The organism is uncultured Maribacter sp., assembly GCF_963974015.1.
GTDB lineage: Bacteria > Bacteroidota > Bacteroidia > Flavobacteriales > Flavobacteriaceae > Maribacter.
On record NZ_CAXBBZ010000006.1, the window covers coordinates 102,461 to 116,294 of the forward strand.

Below are 13,834 nucleotides of genomic sequence, written 5' to 3' on the forward strand. Positions count from 1 at the left end.
GTTATTTAATTAAAATAGGAGAGAAAATCTTTCTTTTTAGACGCGGAAACCAACACTTCTTTTCCATTAGACATCACCACACTACCTCCTTTTCCTTTTCTGTATTTGACCACTTCATTCACATTTACCAAAAACGATTTATGCACACGTGCAAAGGGGAACTCTGCCAAAGCATCTTCAAAATATTTTAAGGTCTTACTCACCAATATTTTTTTGTTCAGTAAATATATTTCAGTGTAATTATCATCGGCCTTACAATATATAATTTCAGAAACATTCAATATTTGAAATCCGTCTTGCTGAGGCAACGTCAATTTACCTTCAACCCCTTTAGACTTGGCAGTTAATACCTCATCTTCTAAACTCGCTTCTTTTTCCCGTACACCTTCAACATAATTGACAGCATTAATTAATTCATCAATATTAATTGGCTTGGTCAAATAATATGCTGCATGATTATTTAAAGCATCTTTTGCATAATGGTCATATGCAGTAACAAAAACAGTTTCAAAAGATCTATCGGGTAGCTGATCTAATAAATCGAACGCATTACCAAAAGGCATTTCGACATCTAAAAAAACAAGATCAAGAATGTTATTTTCTATCAAAACCAAAGCTTCTTTAATAGATGCTGCCTCGCCGACCAAATCGATAGTAGGACAATATTTGCCTATGTAATTTCTTAGAATTTCTCTACTATTGGTCTCATCTTCGACCAAAATTGCTTTTAAGCTCATTTTTCTTTTTTTAATATGAAAAGCACCTTGGTACCTGAACCATCTATTTCTAAGTCCGATATTTCAATATCAACCTTATCAGCATACATATCATTTAAAATTGCAACACGTTTTTTTATGATACCCATACCTTTAGATTTTTGTTTCTTTTGGTTTTGAGTTTTAATGGATGTTGATTTCTTGCGCCCTATACCGTTATCAGTTATACATATCGCAATTGACTTACTGGTATTTTCCTTTATAGAAACTGACAACAAACCTTTAGTTTCTCTATACCTTAGACCATGCCAAATAGCATTTTCAATGTAAGGCTGTAAAAGCATAGGTGGAATTTGGTACTTTGAAATTTGAACATCCTCATCTATGGTAATTTCATATTCGAACTTATCTTCAAACCTTGAATGTTCTAATTTCATATAAAGTTCTAACTGCTGCAGTTCCTTCTCTAATGGGATAAAATCTTCTTCAGAATTTTCGAGTACAGAGCGCATCAAAGTGGAGAAATCACTTAAATATCTATTCGCACTTCTTTCATCACTTTTAGAGATAAAATTATTAACCGAATTTAATGCATTGAATATAAAATGTGGATTCATTTGTGACCTCAACGATTTTAACGCCAATAAATTATTGGCCAATTTTTGCTGCTGATTGCTTCTATAAAAGAAGAACGCAGCTAAAAGAGTTGATAGCAATCCGAAAATCAATGAATAAATAATCCATTGTTGCCGCGCATTGCTCTCTTGTGCCAGCTCTTGTTCTGTTAATGCTAAATCATATTTACTTTGCGACAACTCTCGCTCTTGCTCTAGTCCTGCTAACCTATTTTGGGCGTTGGAGATTTCCCTATTAAATCTAGTTGCCCTAAAAATTTCCTGCTCCTTACGTACATATAATGAATCGACCAATGCGACATACGATTGGTAAGTGTCTAAGGCTTTAGTAAAATCACCTTTCTCTTTATACACCTCAGAAAGCTTTCTGGTGGCATCTTTTTGTACAACAAGATCATCTTCAGAACCAGCCTCAACAATACTTCTTTCCAAAAAAGGTATTGCCTCGTTATACTTATCTTGAGAGATATACGCATTTGCTATTTTATAATTAATTCGTTGTGAAGTTATTGTATCACCAAGTTCTAACTTAGTTAGGCCTGCGTTAGGCGTGTTAAGTTTCTTTAAATCTTGCAGACTTTTTTTTCGCATAGTAATCTCTTCACTATACCTATTTTTGGCATTATAAAAATCAGCAACTTTTTCTTTTTCCTGCAAGGCTCTTTTAGGTGCCTGCTGGGTCGCCAACTCAAGTGAATTTCCGTAGTATGCTTCAGCTTCTATCGTTTGATTACTTAAAGAGTATGTTTCTGCGATTTTAGAATTAAGATCTGTCATTTTCGACGTAATCTGATTCTTATCAGCAATCAGCAGCCCTTTATTATATAACTGTATTGCTTCAGAAATCTTTGAATCACCTTTTTTTGCATCACCTAACAATTCACAAAGTTGTACACTTTGGTAGGGAGGCATTGATTTAATTTCAAATAAAGGATTTAATAAATCAATAGTTTCTTTAAACCTCGTCGTTAGATTATAAGCACTACCCAATAATAAAGATGTGGCAATCGTCTTATTCGCATCTAAAGCATCCTCATAATTATCGATAGCTAAATCTAATTGCTTATGATATTGATAAATTTCGCCAAGTTTAGATAGTGATCTTGCTAATTCTTTTTTTCTACCCCTATTACCTAGTATAGAAATTGATTTTGCAACATAGTCAATACTTCTTTCAATATCTTGTGCTTTATATTTCTCGGCTGAATCTAACAAAGCTTGATGTTCTAAAGAAATATCAGGTGATGATTTTGATCGACTGCTTAGTGATGAAGTTTCAAAATCTTCTACTAAAATGAGAACATCATCATTTTGCTTTACATTATATAGTAAAGTTTCTATGTCCTCGTGCTCAATTATAAGTACATCGCCTATTCTGGTCCTTATCTCAAATTCCCCAAGTCCGTTAGTTACAACTAAATTCCCCAAATTATTTGAAATTGACACACCAGAAATAGGTCTACCGGTATTTTTAGCTTCCACCCTACCTTTTAAATTGAACTTTACCGCACCATTTTGTATTTGAGAATGACTCGTAAAAGTTCCTAATATAAAGCAGATAAATATGTATAATAATAAATTTTTCATTCGCTATGATTACTGTAAACTTAGCTGATTTATAGATCACAAAAAAATAGGTTGAACACCAAAAACAGTCATTTAACTCCCAATTTAAATGGTTTACAAACTCAGCGAACAGCTTAACTAAGTGAGAAGGTGCATTCACTCATTTCTATTATTTTAAAAATTAATTAGCTTTTAGTTTTAACCTCGAATTTAAAACTACAATGATGAAAATATTAAGAAAATTAACAACTTCGGGATTACTTCTATTTGCTATAACAACTGTACTTGGCTGTATGGGCGAGCCTAAACAAAAACAAATTGAACTAATTGCACATGCCCATCCCCCTATGGAAACAAAAAAAGATAATATTGTGCAAATTGCCTTGTTACTTGACACTAGTAATAGTATGGACGGTTTAATTAATCAGGCAAAATCGCAACTTTGGGATATTATAAATGAATTCAGCCTTGCCAAATCTGCAAATGATGCCAGACCAAATTTACAGATTGCACTGTATCAGTATGGCAACGACAATTTATCGGCTGATGAAGGTTATATACAACAAGTATTAGGTTTTAGTAGCGACCTTGATGAAATATCCGAAAAACTATTCTCATTGACTACCAATGGAGGGGAAGAATATTGCGGTAAAGTTTTACAGACCTCATTGGCTCAATTACCATGGAATAAAAACCCAGATCTATTACGCATGATATTTATTGCTGGCAATGAACCTTTTGACCAAGGGCAATACAATTATAAAACTGCATTGTCCAATGCCAATGAGAAAGATGTTGTTATTAATACCATTTTCTGTGGAAACTACGATTTGGGCATTAATACCAATTGGAAAAATGGAGCAACACTAACCGGTGGTGAATATATGGCCATTGACCACAACAAAAAAGTTGTTCAAATACGTACCCCATACGATGAAATTATCATAAAACTTAATTCTAGACTGAACAAGACCTACATTTCATATGGTTCTTTGGGCAAATCAAAAATTATTGCTCAAGAAGTTCAAGATGGCAATGCCCTTTCTATGCAAGAAGCTGTTGCCGTTAAAAGAGCCGTTAGTAAAAGCTCAAGGCTTTACAATAATAAAAAATGGGATTTGGTTGACGCCTATGCTGATGCCGAATTTGAAATCAGCTCACTAGAGAAAGACGAGTTGCCTAAGGAACTACAAAGAAAGAGTGAAAACGAAATCAAGCAGTTCGTTGAATCGAAGAAAAACGAGCGTGAAAAAATTCAGAAAGAAATTCATGATTACAACTCAAAACGCTCAGCTTACATCGCCGAAAATCAAAAAAGCAATAACTCAGGCGAACTAGAAAATGTAATGATACAAGCAATTAAAAAACAAGCAGTATCAAAAAACTATAGTTGGGATTAATCTTGGAAAAGATAATTGGCCTGTTGTTTATATTTAACGGGCCTATTGTTAGTTAGCTGCCGGACAATAGCAATCGTACTTACGCTCGGTCTGTCCGAAATCATAACCAATGGTAATCTGATGAAATCCACCATTATCAAAACGGATATCGCCCATTTGATATGAATAATTATAAGAAACCATAAAATTATTAATATTGGCCCCTACTATTGGTGTTACGAGTTGTAAACGTTGTTCTCCAAAACCATTTGTCGTTTGAAATTGGGCACCATCAAAACTTCTTCTATAGGAGAGTCCGCCCCAAATACGTCCAAAATCAACATCCTTATATACCTTGGTATTAATATCCATGGTTTTCTCTTTCGTAAACTCAGTCATTTGAAACAATATCGAAGGTTCAACTTGCCATTCACTTCTACCAATCACATAACCGGCAGAAACGAGGTATCTTCTAATATTATCGATTACTAATTGGTCAGGATTATCTTGCCTATCTCTATAGTATACATTTCTTTTACTACCTGTTAATGCGTTAGTCACTGCAAAATGAGTGTAGAATTCTTGAAAATTATATGAAATTCCAATATCAACGTTAGTATATGATGCGCTCAATTTTATTCCAGATACAGCAGGGTCCGGGGTAACCGATCTAAATTCGGTTTCATCTAAACTACTCTGCAAAACTGTACCACTTAATCCGAAAGAAAGTTGATTCAAAACCCTCATATCACTGCTACCCATTCTTAAATGGTGAGCATATGTTAATTTTAAGCCAGTTTGAGAATGATAACCATTTGCGTCATTAAATAGTATGGCTCCTATTCCACTGGGGGCATCTCCAATTCTAAAATGTGCATTAATCGTTTGTAAACTAGGGGCGTCATCGACATCGAACCACTGCTTTCTAGCGGTCGCCCTAATTTTTCCTCCTTCACCTATACCTGCCATAGAAGGAAATACCAAATAGTAGTTATCTGACAAATAATCAAAATATACAGGAATGCCCTCCTGTGCTATAGATTTTGAACCTATCATTAACACAGTAAACAATAGTAGAATATGGTATCTCATCTTTGGGATTATAAACTAGACCTTAGTTTTGATAATATAATGTGTATAACGGGTTAACCACAACATTATTATGTAGGACCAAACTAAGATTTCCTTTGTATTTTTGCATAAATTATTTGAGACATGAAAGAGTATTCTATTACAGTTGTAAAGACTAATAATCCCAATATACTAAAGTTCGAAACTAATCATCTATTAGTTCAACGAAAAAACTACGAGTACAAAAATATTGATGAAGCCAAAAATTCACCGTTGGCACAACAATTATTTTATTTGCCATTTATAAAAACAGTATATATTTCAGCTGATTTCATTGGTCTAGAACGATATGATATTGTTAAGTGGGAAGATGTAAAGGATGAGGTTGCACAACAATTAGTCGAATACCTGAACGCAGGAGAAGCTATTGTGCTTGAGGAAGATTTGGATAAACCAATACCTGTTACCGTTTATGCAGAGGTTACACCAAACCCATCTACAATGAAGTTTGTAGCTAGTAAAAAAATAGTTGGTTCAGCGTTTGAATTCAAAAACATTGACGAAGCCCGAGATTCTAAATTAGCGACGGCATTATTTCAATTTCCTTTTGTAAAACAGGTATTTATTGATGAAAATTATGTTTCGGTTTCAAAATACGAAGTTGCCGAATGGGAAGACATCAATATAGAATTAAGAGAAGTGATTAGAAACTTTATTGCTGACGGAAAAGAGATTGTTGCCGATAACGCAAAATCAATTGGTACCGAAGCACAAGTTTCTGAAACGGTATCTGCAGAAAGTAAAATGACCCTAGATGAAACATCACAAGAAATTGTGGATATCTTGGAAGAATATGTTAGGCCTGCGGTTGCAAGTGATGGGGGAAATATTATGTTCAAATCTTATGATAAGGATAGCAAAACTGTAAACGTAATATTACAAGGCGCTTGTAGCGGATGCCCTTCTTCTACGTATACTTTAAAAAATGGTATAGAAACTATGCTTAAAAATATGATGGGTGATAAAGTAAATGAGGTTGTAGCCCTAAACGGTTAATAAATCCTTGGATACAATCAAATTTTGCCTTCAAATTTCGTAACTTAGAGTTAATATAAAAATACATTATTATGGCAGTTTTAAAAGTAATTGAAATATTAGCTAATTCTGATACTGGTTGGGAAGACGCAGCAAAAAAAGCAGTTTCTGAAGCCTCTAAATCGGTAAAGAATATTAAATCGGTTTATATCAACGAGCAAAGTGCGACTGTTGAAGATGGTAAAATCAAAAATTATAGAGTCAATGTCAAAATCACTTTCGAAGTGAAATAACAAGAATCATACAATTTTAAAAGCGCCTTTTGGCGCTTTTTTTTGTCCTAAAGTTAATAAGTATTCTAATGGCTAAGCATCCAAAATTCACCAATAATCTAATCAAAGAAAGTAGTCCGTATTTACTTCAACACGCCCATAACCCAGTAAACTGGGAAGCATGGAACGCTAAAACATTACAACGCGCAATAGAGGAAAATAAACTTATTTTAATAAGTATTGGCTATGCTGCTTGTCATTGGTGCCATGTCATGGAACATGAATGTTTTGAAGATGAGGATGTCGCTAGGGCCATGAATTCTCATTTTATAAATATTAAGGTTGACCGTGAAGAAAGACCAGATATTGACCACATTTATATGGATGCTCTACAAATGATGACAGGAAGTGGTGGTTGGCCTTTAAATATTTTAGCCTTACCTGACGGAAGACCTTTCTGGGGAGCCACTTTTGTGAAAAAACAAGAATGGATTCTAGTACTAAACCAATTGCAAGAGTTATATGAAAATAATCCTCAAAAAATTATAGGGTATGCTGAAAATATGGCTCATGGATTAAAAGAAATAAATACCGTAGCAATTGAGAAAAATAGTGACATCATAACCGTTTCTGATATAAAAGAAATAGTAAAAGATTGGTCTACGTATTTCGATACATTTCTAGGAGGCTATAAGAGAGCACCCAAATTCATGATGCCCGTAAATCTGAATTTCCTTTTACATTATGGGCATTCACAAAAAGATGATGCAATCAATAAATATGTGCATACTACATTAACCAGAATGGCTTGGGGCGGTATATTCGACCATGTAGGCGGTGGCTTTTCGAGATACTCGGTAGACACGAAATGGCATGTACCCCATTTTGAAAAAATGCTTTACGATAACGGATTATTAATCAGTCTCTATGCCAAAGCGTATGCGGCAACCAAGAACACTTTATATAAAAATGTAGTGCAACAATCCATATCCTTTATTGAAGAAGAACTTTTAGATGCTAGCAATGGTTTTTACTCCTCTCTTGATGCTGATAGTTTAACGAAAACAGGAAAATTAGTAGAAGGAGCTTTTTATGTTTGGGAAGAAAAACAACTACAAAAAATTCTCGGAGAAAATTACCCTCTTTTTGCTGATTTTTATAGTATCAATTCTTATGGATTTTGGGAAGAAGACAATTACGTGTTAATTAGGGACGCAGAAGCAACAGAAATTGGGGATAAGTACAATCTATCAGAAGAACAAGTATTCAATATAATAACAAAATGTTTAGACTCATTAAAGCAAGAACGCGAGAAAAGGGACAAGCCAAGGCTTGATGATAAAATTCTAACCTCTTGGAACGGTCTAGCCCTAAAAGGACTTACCGATACCTATAGGTATTTGGGTAACAAAAAATATTTAGAAATGGCCCAACGGAACGCGCATTTCATTCTAAATAATTTAGTTGATAAAGAGGGTCGTCTTTATCATAATCATAAAAACGGCAAAAGCACTATTTCTGGTTTTCTTGAGGATTATGCTGCTGTAATTGACGGTTTTATAAGTTTATACGAAGTAAGCTATGATGAAACATGGCTTATTCACAGTTTAAAACTAACCCATTACGTACTTGATAATTTTTCGGACACCTCCACCGGATTGTTTTTCTTCACCTCGAATAAAGAAGAAGCTTTAATCCGAAAAACCTTAGAAGTAGCTGATAATGTGATACCCTCGTCCAATTCTATAATGGCTCATAATCTTTTGAAGCTATCTAAATATTTTCCAGAGGAAAATTTTGAAACAAGATTGAAACAAATCATGAATACTATGCGGAAATCAATTACCGATAATCCACAAAACCACGCTAATTGGCTTCACTTATCACTATTAATGAGTCAAGATTACTATGAAGTGGTTGTTATCGGTGAAAATTTTGAACCCATATGCAGAAGTCTAATAAATAACTACTTGCCAAACGCTATATTTGCCGCTTCGAATTCTAAGGCCAGTAATTTACCATTAGTAAAGAATAGGTATATAGACAACAAAACGCTGATATATGTTTGTAAAAAGGGTACATGTCAATTACCTGTTGAAGAAACCGAAGATGCCTTAAAAATAGTAAAGGCACAATTTTAATAATTATTAAGGCCTAACATTTGAATTTCTTTTACTAATGTTCGGTTTTAAATATCAAAAATCAAATAGCTACTATGGATAAAATAATGAATCTTCAAGAACATGCAGACAAAGCATTAAATTGGATGTGGGCTGTATTGCCCAATTTAGTAATTGCACTCTTTCTTTTATTTGCAGGAACATACGTCATACGTTTCATTAATAAAATGGTACGCAGGTTCTTTTTAAAGAAAGACTATGATTTGGCCTTGGAAACATTTTTACAGAGCTTTATTAATATAGCGTTAAAAATGATACTGTTTGTACTAGTTATTACCCAATTGGGAGTGCAAACCACTTCTTTGGTTGCAGTACTTGCATCAGCTGGTCTAGCAATAGGCTTGGCACTTCAAGGATCGCTAGCCAATTTTGCCGGTGGCGTTTTAATATTATTATTCAAACCTTTTAAAATTGGAGATTTTATTTCTGCTCAAGGAGTTGATGGAACGGTAAAAGAAATATCGATTTTTACCACCAAGGTCAGCACCTTCGGAAACCAAATGGCCATAATCCCAAATGGACAACTTTCGAATAATACTATTGTCAACTACAATGCCCAAGATACCAGAAGGGATAAAATTGATGTAGGTATTGGTTATGGTTCTAATATAAAACAAGCGAAAGAAATTCTTTTGGCAATTTGTGCTGAAAATGAAACTATTCTTCAAACTCCCACACCTGAAGTATATGTGGGAGAATTAGGAGACAGCTCAGTAAACTTAACGCTCCGTTTTTGGGCAAATAATCCAGATTTTTGGGCAGCGCATTTTCATGTTTTGGAAGAAACAAAATATCGATTCGATGCTGCCGGTATTGAAATACCGTTCCCACAACGTGTAGTTACCCAAATGAAAAATTAAAATTTCTTATAATAATAAACTAAAATCCTCTAACGACTAGAGGATTTTTTTGTAATTAATTGATTTTCAATTTACTATTTATTATATTTAAGTAAAATCAATTGTCATGAAGAAGCTTTTAATTTTGATATTATTTGTTTCCAATATCTGTTTTTCACAAGGGGTACAGACCATTGGACGTTCAAGTGGTCTAATGACTCCTGCACAAATGGGAATGTCTTTTTTTGAAGTGCCTATTGAAGGTTCACCATATATAAATGATATTTTCAAAAAAGGAAAAACTATAATTAATGGTAAACATACAAGTGATGCTTTAATGAGGTATGATGCATACCGTGATGCAATTGAAATAAAAAATGAAAATGATATAGCAAGAACTTTGTTGAGAAGAAGCAACATTATCGCCGATATAGATGGTACAATTTATATGGTTAGGGAGTATCGTGAATCAGGTGAAAATAAATTGGGGTATTTCACCCCCCTAAATGAAGGTTTTGCCAGACTTTTAAAAAAACCTAAGAAAATATTTATTCAAGCCGAAAATCCAGAAAATGGGTACGATACATTTAAACCTGCAAAATATCAGGACATATCAATGTATTATATTCAAAAAGGTGATGAACCCGCAATTGAAACTAAATTATCAAAAAGAAAGATTCTAAGTTTTTTAGATGATAGTTCTGAAATATTGAAACAATATATTAAGAAAAATGAATTGAATATGAAATCAGAAAGTGATATTATTAAATTGATAGACTATTACAATACTCAGGAAATGAACAAGAAAACGTTGTAAGTTATTTTTTATTTCTTGCCCTTCTTCGTCTGAAGAACAAAGTCCTTTAAATAATAAGGCTCGAAATAAGCAACATCCTCAAAGTCTTTATTTTTAAATTTATCGAATGATATCAATGTCATTTCTTTTGCCGATGGCACAACATCTAGGTGAAAGGTAAGGTTTTCAGAATTGAAAATTCCTTTTATCTTCTCGGCACCACTTCCCAGAAAATGAACAGAAGTTGAGCCAATATACGCTTCAAATGATCGTTCATCTATAATTTCTGCCCTGGTCTCCCTTACTTGATTAAGATGGTTATCAAAAACGGCAGAATATACTTCCATACGTCTAGCATCTAAAACCGGAATTATTACATCATCTTTATTGATACCCTTTAATTGAGAAGCCATACTTTTTAATGTAGAAATAGAAATAAGCGGTACGCCCAAGGCATAACACAGGCCTTTTGCCGCAGAAACTCCAATTCTTAACCCAGTATAAGAACCTGGGCCCTTACTCACTGCTATGGCCTCTAGATCTGCCATTTTCAAAGTAGCTTCCATCATTACCTCTTCAATAAATACATGCAGTTTTTCAGCATGAGAATAGTTTTCAGAGTTTAATTCTTTCATCGCCAATATAACCCCGTCTTTCGCTAAGCATACCGAGCAATTTGTAGATGATGTTTCAAGATTTAATATTATGCCCATGATGCAAAGGTATCATATACTATAAAATGAAAAAGCCTGTACACATTAAAACGTTACAGGCCTTTATTATTATGTTTTAGACTAGTCTAATGAAAGAGGAATACCAAAATAGAATTCCAATACTTTTATTCTGAAGATATAATCATATTTTGTTCGAATTACATCAGCTTCTGCATTATCTACTCTTGACTGTGTTTGACTAAACTCAAATGCATTCATCAATCCAACTTCATATCTTTCTTTTGAATAATCATAAGCCAATCTTCTTGCTTCTAAGGTTTTTTCAGCCGCTTCATAAGCTTTAGCAAAACTTTTTACATCCACATAAGACTGATTTATGTCGGTCTCTAATTGTAATTTATTCTGCTCTAGTTGTAACTCGGACCTTAAAATATTTATCTCAGCACGCTTTATATTGTTCTTGTTTTCAAAACGATTAAAAATTGGAACATTTAACTGAACGCCATAAGAAATACCATCATTCTGCCATAGCTGATTTGAGAAGCTTTCACGTTCTAACAACCCTGTTATATTATTAAATCGCTCTTGGTCGGAATACCTGGTATTATAATTGAAAAACCCAACGAGAGAAGGCAATAAAGCGCCTTTAGAAATTTTTAAATCCTGTTCAGCAAGTGCTACATTACTTTCTGAAAATTTAATATCGTTTCTAAAAGATAATGCCTTCGCAAAAATCTCCTTTGGCGTTTGAATTAAAATTTCCGATTGTGGCACATCTATATCAATCTCTGTAATATCAAAATTATTATAATCTGTTATTTGCAATAATTGAGCTAAACTAATTTTAGAAATGATCACTTGATTTTCCGTAAGCACAATTTGTTGTTCTTGACCAGCAGCTGTTGCTTCAATTTCCAATAAATCTCCTTTAGGTAAAACCCCTGCATCTACAAGCTCAGAAGTTCTTTTTAAATCTTGTTCAGTAACAGCATATTGTGCTTTTTGGGTAACCAGAGTTTCTTTGGCAGAAATAATATTCAAATAGGCAAAAGCTACATTTAAACGAATATCATCTTTTAAATCATCTAAGCGATATTGACTAGCTAGAGAATTCATTTTCGCTCTTCTTAACCTATTAATATTTCTTAAACCATTAAATAGATTAACATTAGAACTTAAACCACCATTTGCCGTTAAGATTGTGGTAGTTACCGGTTCTTGTGTAGTAGGGTCAAATGATAGACCTGTATTAGCTGATGTAGTGATGCTCGCATTTGCATTTGGCAAAAAATTACCAAATGCATCTGACTCACCAATTTTAACTTCTTCAAAATCCAGTTCGGACTGTGCAATACTTATATTATTCTCCTCAGCATACATTATACACTCTTCTAAGGTCCATTTTTTCTGTTGTGCCATACCCACCACAACAGAAAATATCAGTAATAATCCTGTGATTTTTAGTCTCATTTCTTTGCTTTTTAAAACCAAAATTAACCTTTGGTTACTCGATTCGTTTTTTGATTTGATTGATTCAATTAATCTTCATTAGGGCCATTATCTTCACTCTTAGCCTCTAACTTGTTCCAAATTTTTATTTTAGCGTTCTCATCGACACCAGAAACAATTTCAACATCTATACCATCACTAACACCTAAAACCAATTCTTTCTTCTCGAACTCGTTCTCACCAGTTTCAACCTCTACATAAGGCTTATTGGTTTCTTTATCAAATTGCAACAAAGCTTCCTTAATCGATAACACATCTTTCTTTTCCTCTAATACGATTGCAGCATTTGCGCTATACCCTGCACGTACATTTGTGCTATCAGATACTACTAAATCTCCTTCTATCTTAAATTGAACAGCGCCCTCTTCTTCAACTCCCTTTGGCGCTATAAACTTTAGTTTAGCATAAAATTTTTCGTCTTGTAAAGCACCCATACTAATTTCTAAAGGCATACCTACTTTCAATTTACCTACTTCCGCCTCATCAACTTCACCTTCAAATATCATTTTAGACATATCTGCAATCGTAGCAATGGTAGTACCATCATTAAAATTGTTACTCTGTATCACCTGATCACCTACTTCAACAGGAATCTCTAAAAGAGTACCTGTTACCGTAGCCCTGATATTTGTATTAGCACTAGATGAGCCACCTGCAGAGCCAACTCTAATAATTTGATAATCAGCTTGTGCATTTTGTAATTCTTGCACCGCTTGATCATATCTAAGTTTTAGAGTATTGTAATCTTGACTAGAAATTACCCCTTTATCAAAAAGTGTTTTGTTACGGTCATACTCAATTTTGGTATTTCCTAAAGCAATATTCGCATTATTAACCCTTCCCTTTGCCTGGTTCAAAGTTTGTTCATTTGGAACTACCTTGATGGTAGCAATTAAGTCTCCCGCTTTTACTTTTGACCCTTCTTCCAAGTACACATTTTCAATGATACCCGAAATCTGAGGCTTAATCTCAATTTCATCTTCTGGTATTACCTTGCCAGTAACTACCACTTTATTTATGATATCTCTTTTTTCAACTTGCTCTGTTTCATATGTTTTTAGAGGTGTGCTATTTTTCTTTAAAAAATAGACTACCGCAGCTAATATTCCTATTACCGCCACTCCTAGTAATCCGTACTTTACATACTTGTTCATGCTCAACT

Annotated in this window: 12 protein-coding genes; 6 read left to right on the top strand and 6 right to left on the bottom strand. The window is 33.9% G+C overall.

Features of this window, described 5'->3' with window-relative positions; all coding sequences use genetic code 11:
- Positions 1-5: 5 nt before the first annotated feature.
- The gene (locus tag AACZ41_RS10945; protein WP_339628491.1) at positions 6-737 is read right to left on the bottom strand and encodes a LytTR family DNA-binding domain-containing protein; all 732 of its coding nucleotides are present in this window, start codon (positions 735-737) and stop codon (positions 6-8) included.
- Entirely contained in the window at positions 734-2,938 is a 2,205-nt protein-coding gene (locus tag AACZ41_RS10950) for a histidine kinase (RefSeq protein ID WP_339628493.1), read from the bottom strand. Before AACZ41_RS10950 ends, AACZ41_RS10945 begins: the two co-directional genes overlap by 4 nt.
- Positions 2,939-3,141: 203 nt before the next feature.
- On the opposite strand from AACZ41_RS10950, the gene AACZ41_RS10955 reads away from it, so the two are divergent.
- Positions 3,142-4,317, top strand: coding sequence for a vWA domain-containing protein (locus AACZ41_RS10955; RefSeq protein ID WP_339628494.1), 1,176 nt, complete (start codon positions 3,142-3,144; stop codon positions 4,315-4,317).
- A 48-nt stretch (positions 4,318-4,365) separates the two neighbouring features.
- On the opposite strand, the gene AACZ41_RS10960 is transcribed toward AACZ41_RS10955, so the two are convergent.
- Complete coding sequence (locus AACZ41_RS10960; protein WP_339628495.1) at positions 4,366-5,388, bottom strand: type IX secretion system membrane protein PorP/SprF; 1,023 nt, start codon at positions 5,386-5,388, stop codon at positions 4,366-4,368.
- Positions 5,389-5,511: 123 nt separating this feature from the next.
- On the opposite strand from AACZ41_RS10960, the gene AACZ41_RS10965 reads away from it, so the two are divergent.
- The 5 genes from AACZ41_RS10965 to AACZ41_RS10985 all read left to right on the top strand — a co-directional run bounded on the left by AACZ41_RS10965 (position 5,512) and on the right by AACZ41_RS10985 (position 10,510).
- Complete coding sequence (locus AACZ41_RS10965; protein WP_339628496.1) at positions 5,512-6,423, top strand: NifU family protein; 912 nt, start codon at positions 5,512-5,514, stop codon at positions 6,421-6,423.
- Between the two features lie 71 nt (positions 6,424-6,494).
- The gene (locus AACZ41_RS10970; protein ID WP_091623499.1) at positions 6,495-6,695 is read left to right on the top strand and encodes a dodecin family protein; all 201 of its coding nucleotides are present in this window, start codon (positions 6,495-6,497) and stop codon (positions 6,693-6,695) included.
- A gap of 68 nt (positions 6,696-6,763) precedes the next feature.
- The gene (locus AACZ41_RS10975) at positions 6,764-8,815 is read left to right on the top strand and encodes a thioredoxin domain-containing protein (protein WP_339628497.1); all 2,052 of its coding nucleotides are present in this window, start codon (positions 6,764-6,766) and stop codon (positions 8,813-8,815) included.
- A gap of 74 nt (positions 8,816-8,889) precedes the next feature.
- On the top strand, positions 8,890-9,714 hold the full coding sequence (locus AACZ41_RS10980) for a mechanosensitive ion channel domain-containing protein (RefSeq protein WP_339628498.1): 825 nt from the start codon (positions 8,890-8,892) through the stop codon (positions 9,712-9,714).
- A gap of 106 nt (positions 9,715-9,820) precedes the next feature.
- On the top strand, positions 9,821-10,510 hold the full coding sequence (locus AACZ41_RS10985) for a hypothetical protein (protein WP_339628499.1): 690 nt from the start codon (positions 9,821-9,823) through the stop codon (positions 10,508-10,510).
- A gap of 8 nt (positions 10,511-10,518) precedes the next feature.
- Here the strand turns inward: AACZ41_RS10985 and tsaB are convergent, their stop codons facing one another.
- From tsaB to AACZ41_RS11000, 3 genes are all read right to left on the bottom strand, one after another.
- Entirely contained in the window at positions 10,519-11,202 is a 684-nt protein-coding gene (gene tsaB, locus AACZ41_RS10990; RefSeq protein WP_339628500.1) for a tRNA (adenosine(37)-N6)-threonylcarbamoyltransferase complex dimerization subunit type 1 TsaB, read from the bottom strand.
- A gap of 81 nt (positions 11,203-11,283) precedes the next feature.
- Entirely contained in the window at positions 11,284-12,633 is a 1,350-nt protein-coding gene (locus AACZ41_RS10995; protein WP_339628501.1) for a TolC family protein, read from the bottom strand.
- Between the two features lie 68 nt (positions 12,634-12,701).
- Positions 12,702-13,826 (bottom strand): efflux RND transporter periplasmic adaptor subunit, encoded by a 1,125-nt coding sequence (locus AACZ41_RS11000; protein ID WP_339628502.1) that lies wholly within the window; start codon positions 13,824-13,826, stop codon positions 12,702-12,704.
- Positions 13,827-13,834: the final 8 nt, after the last annotated feature.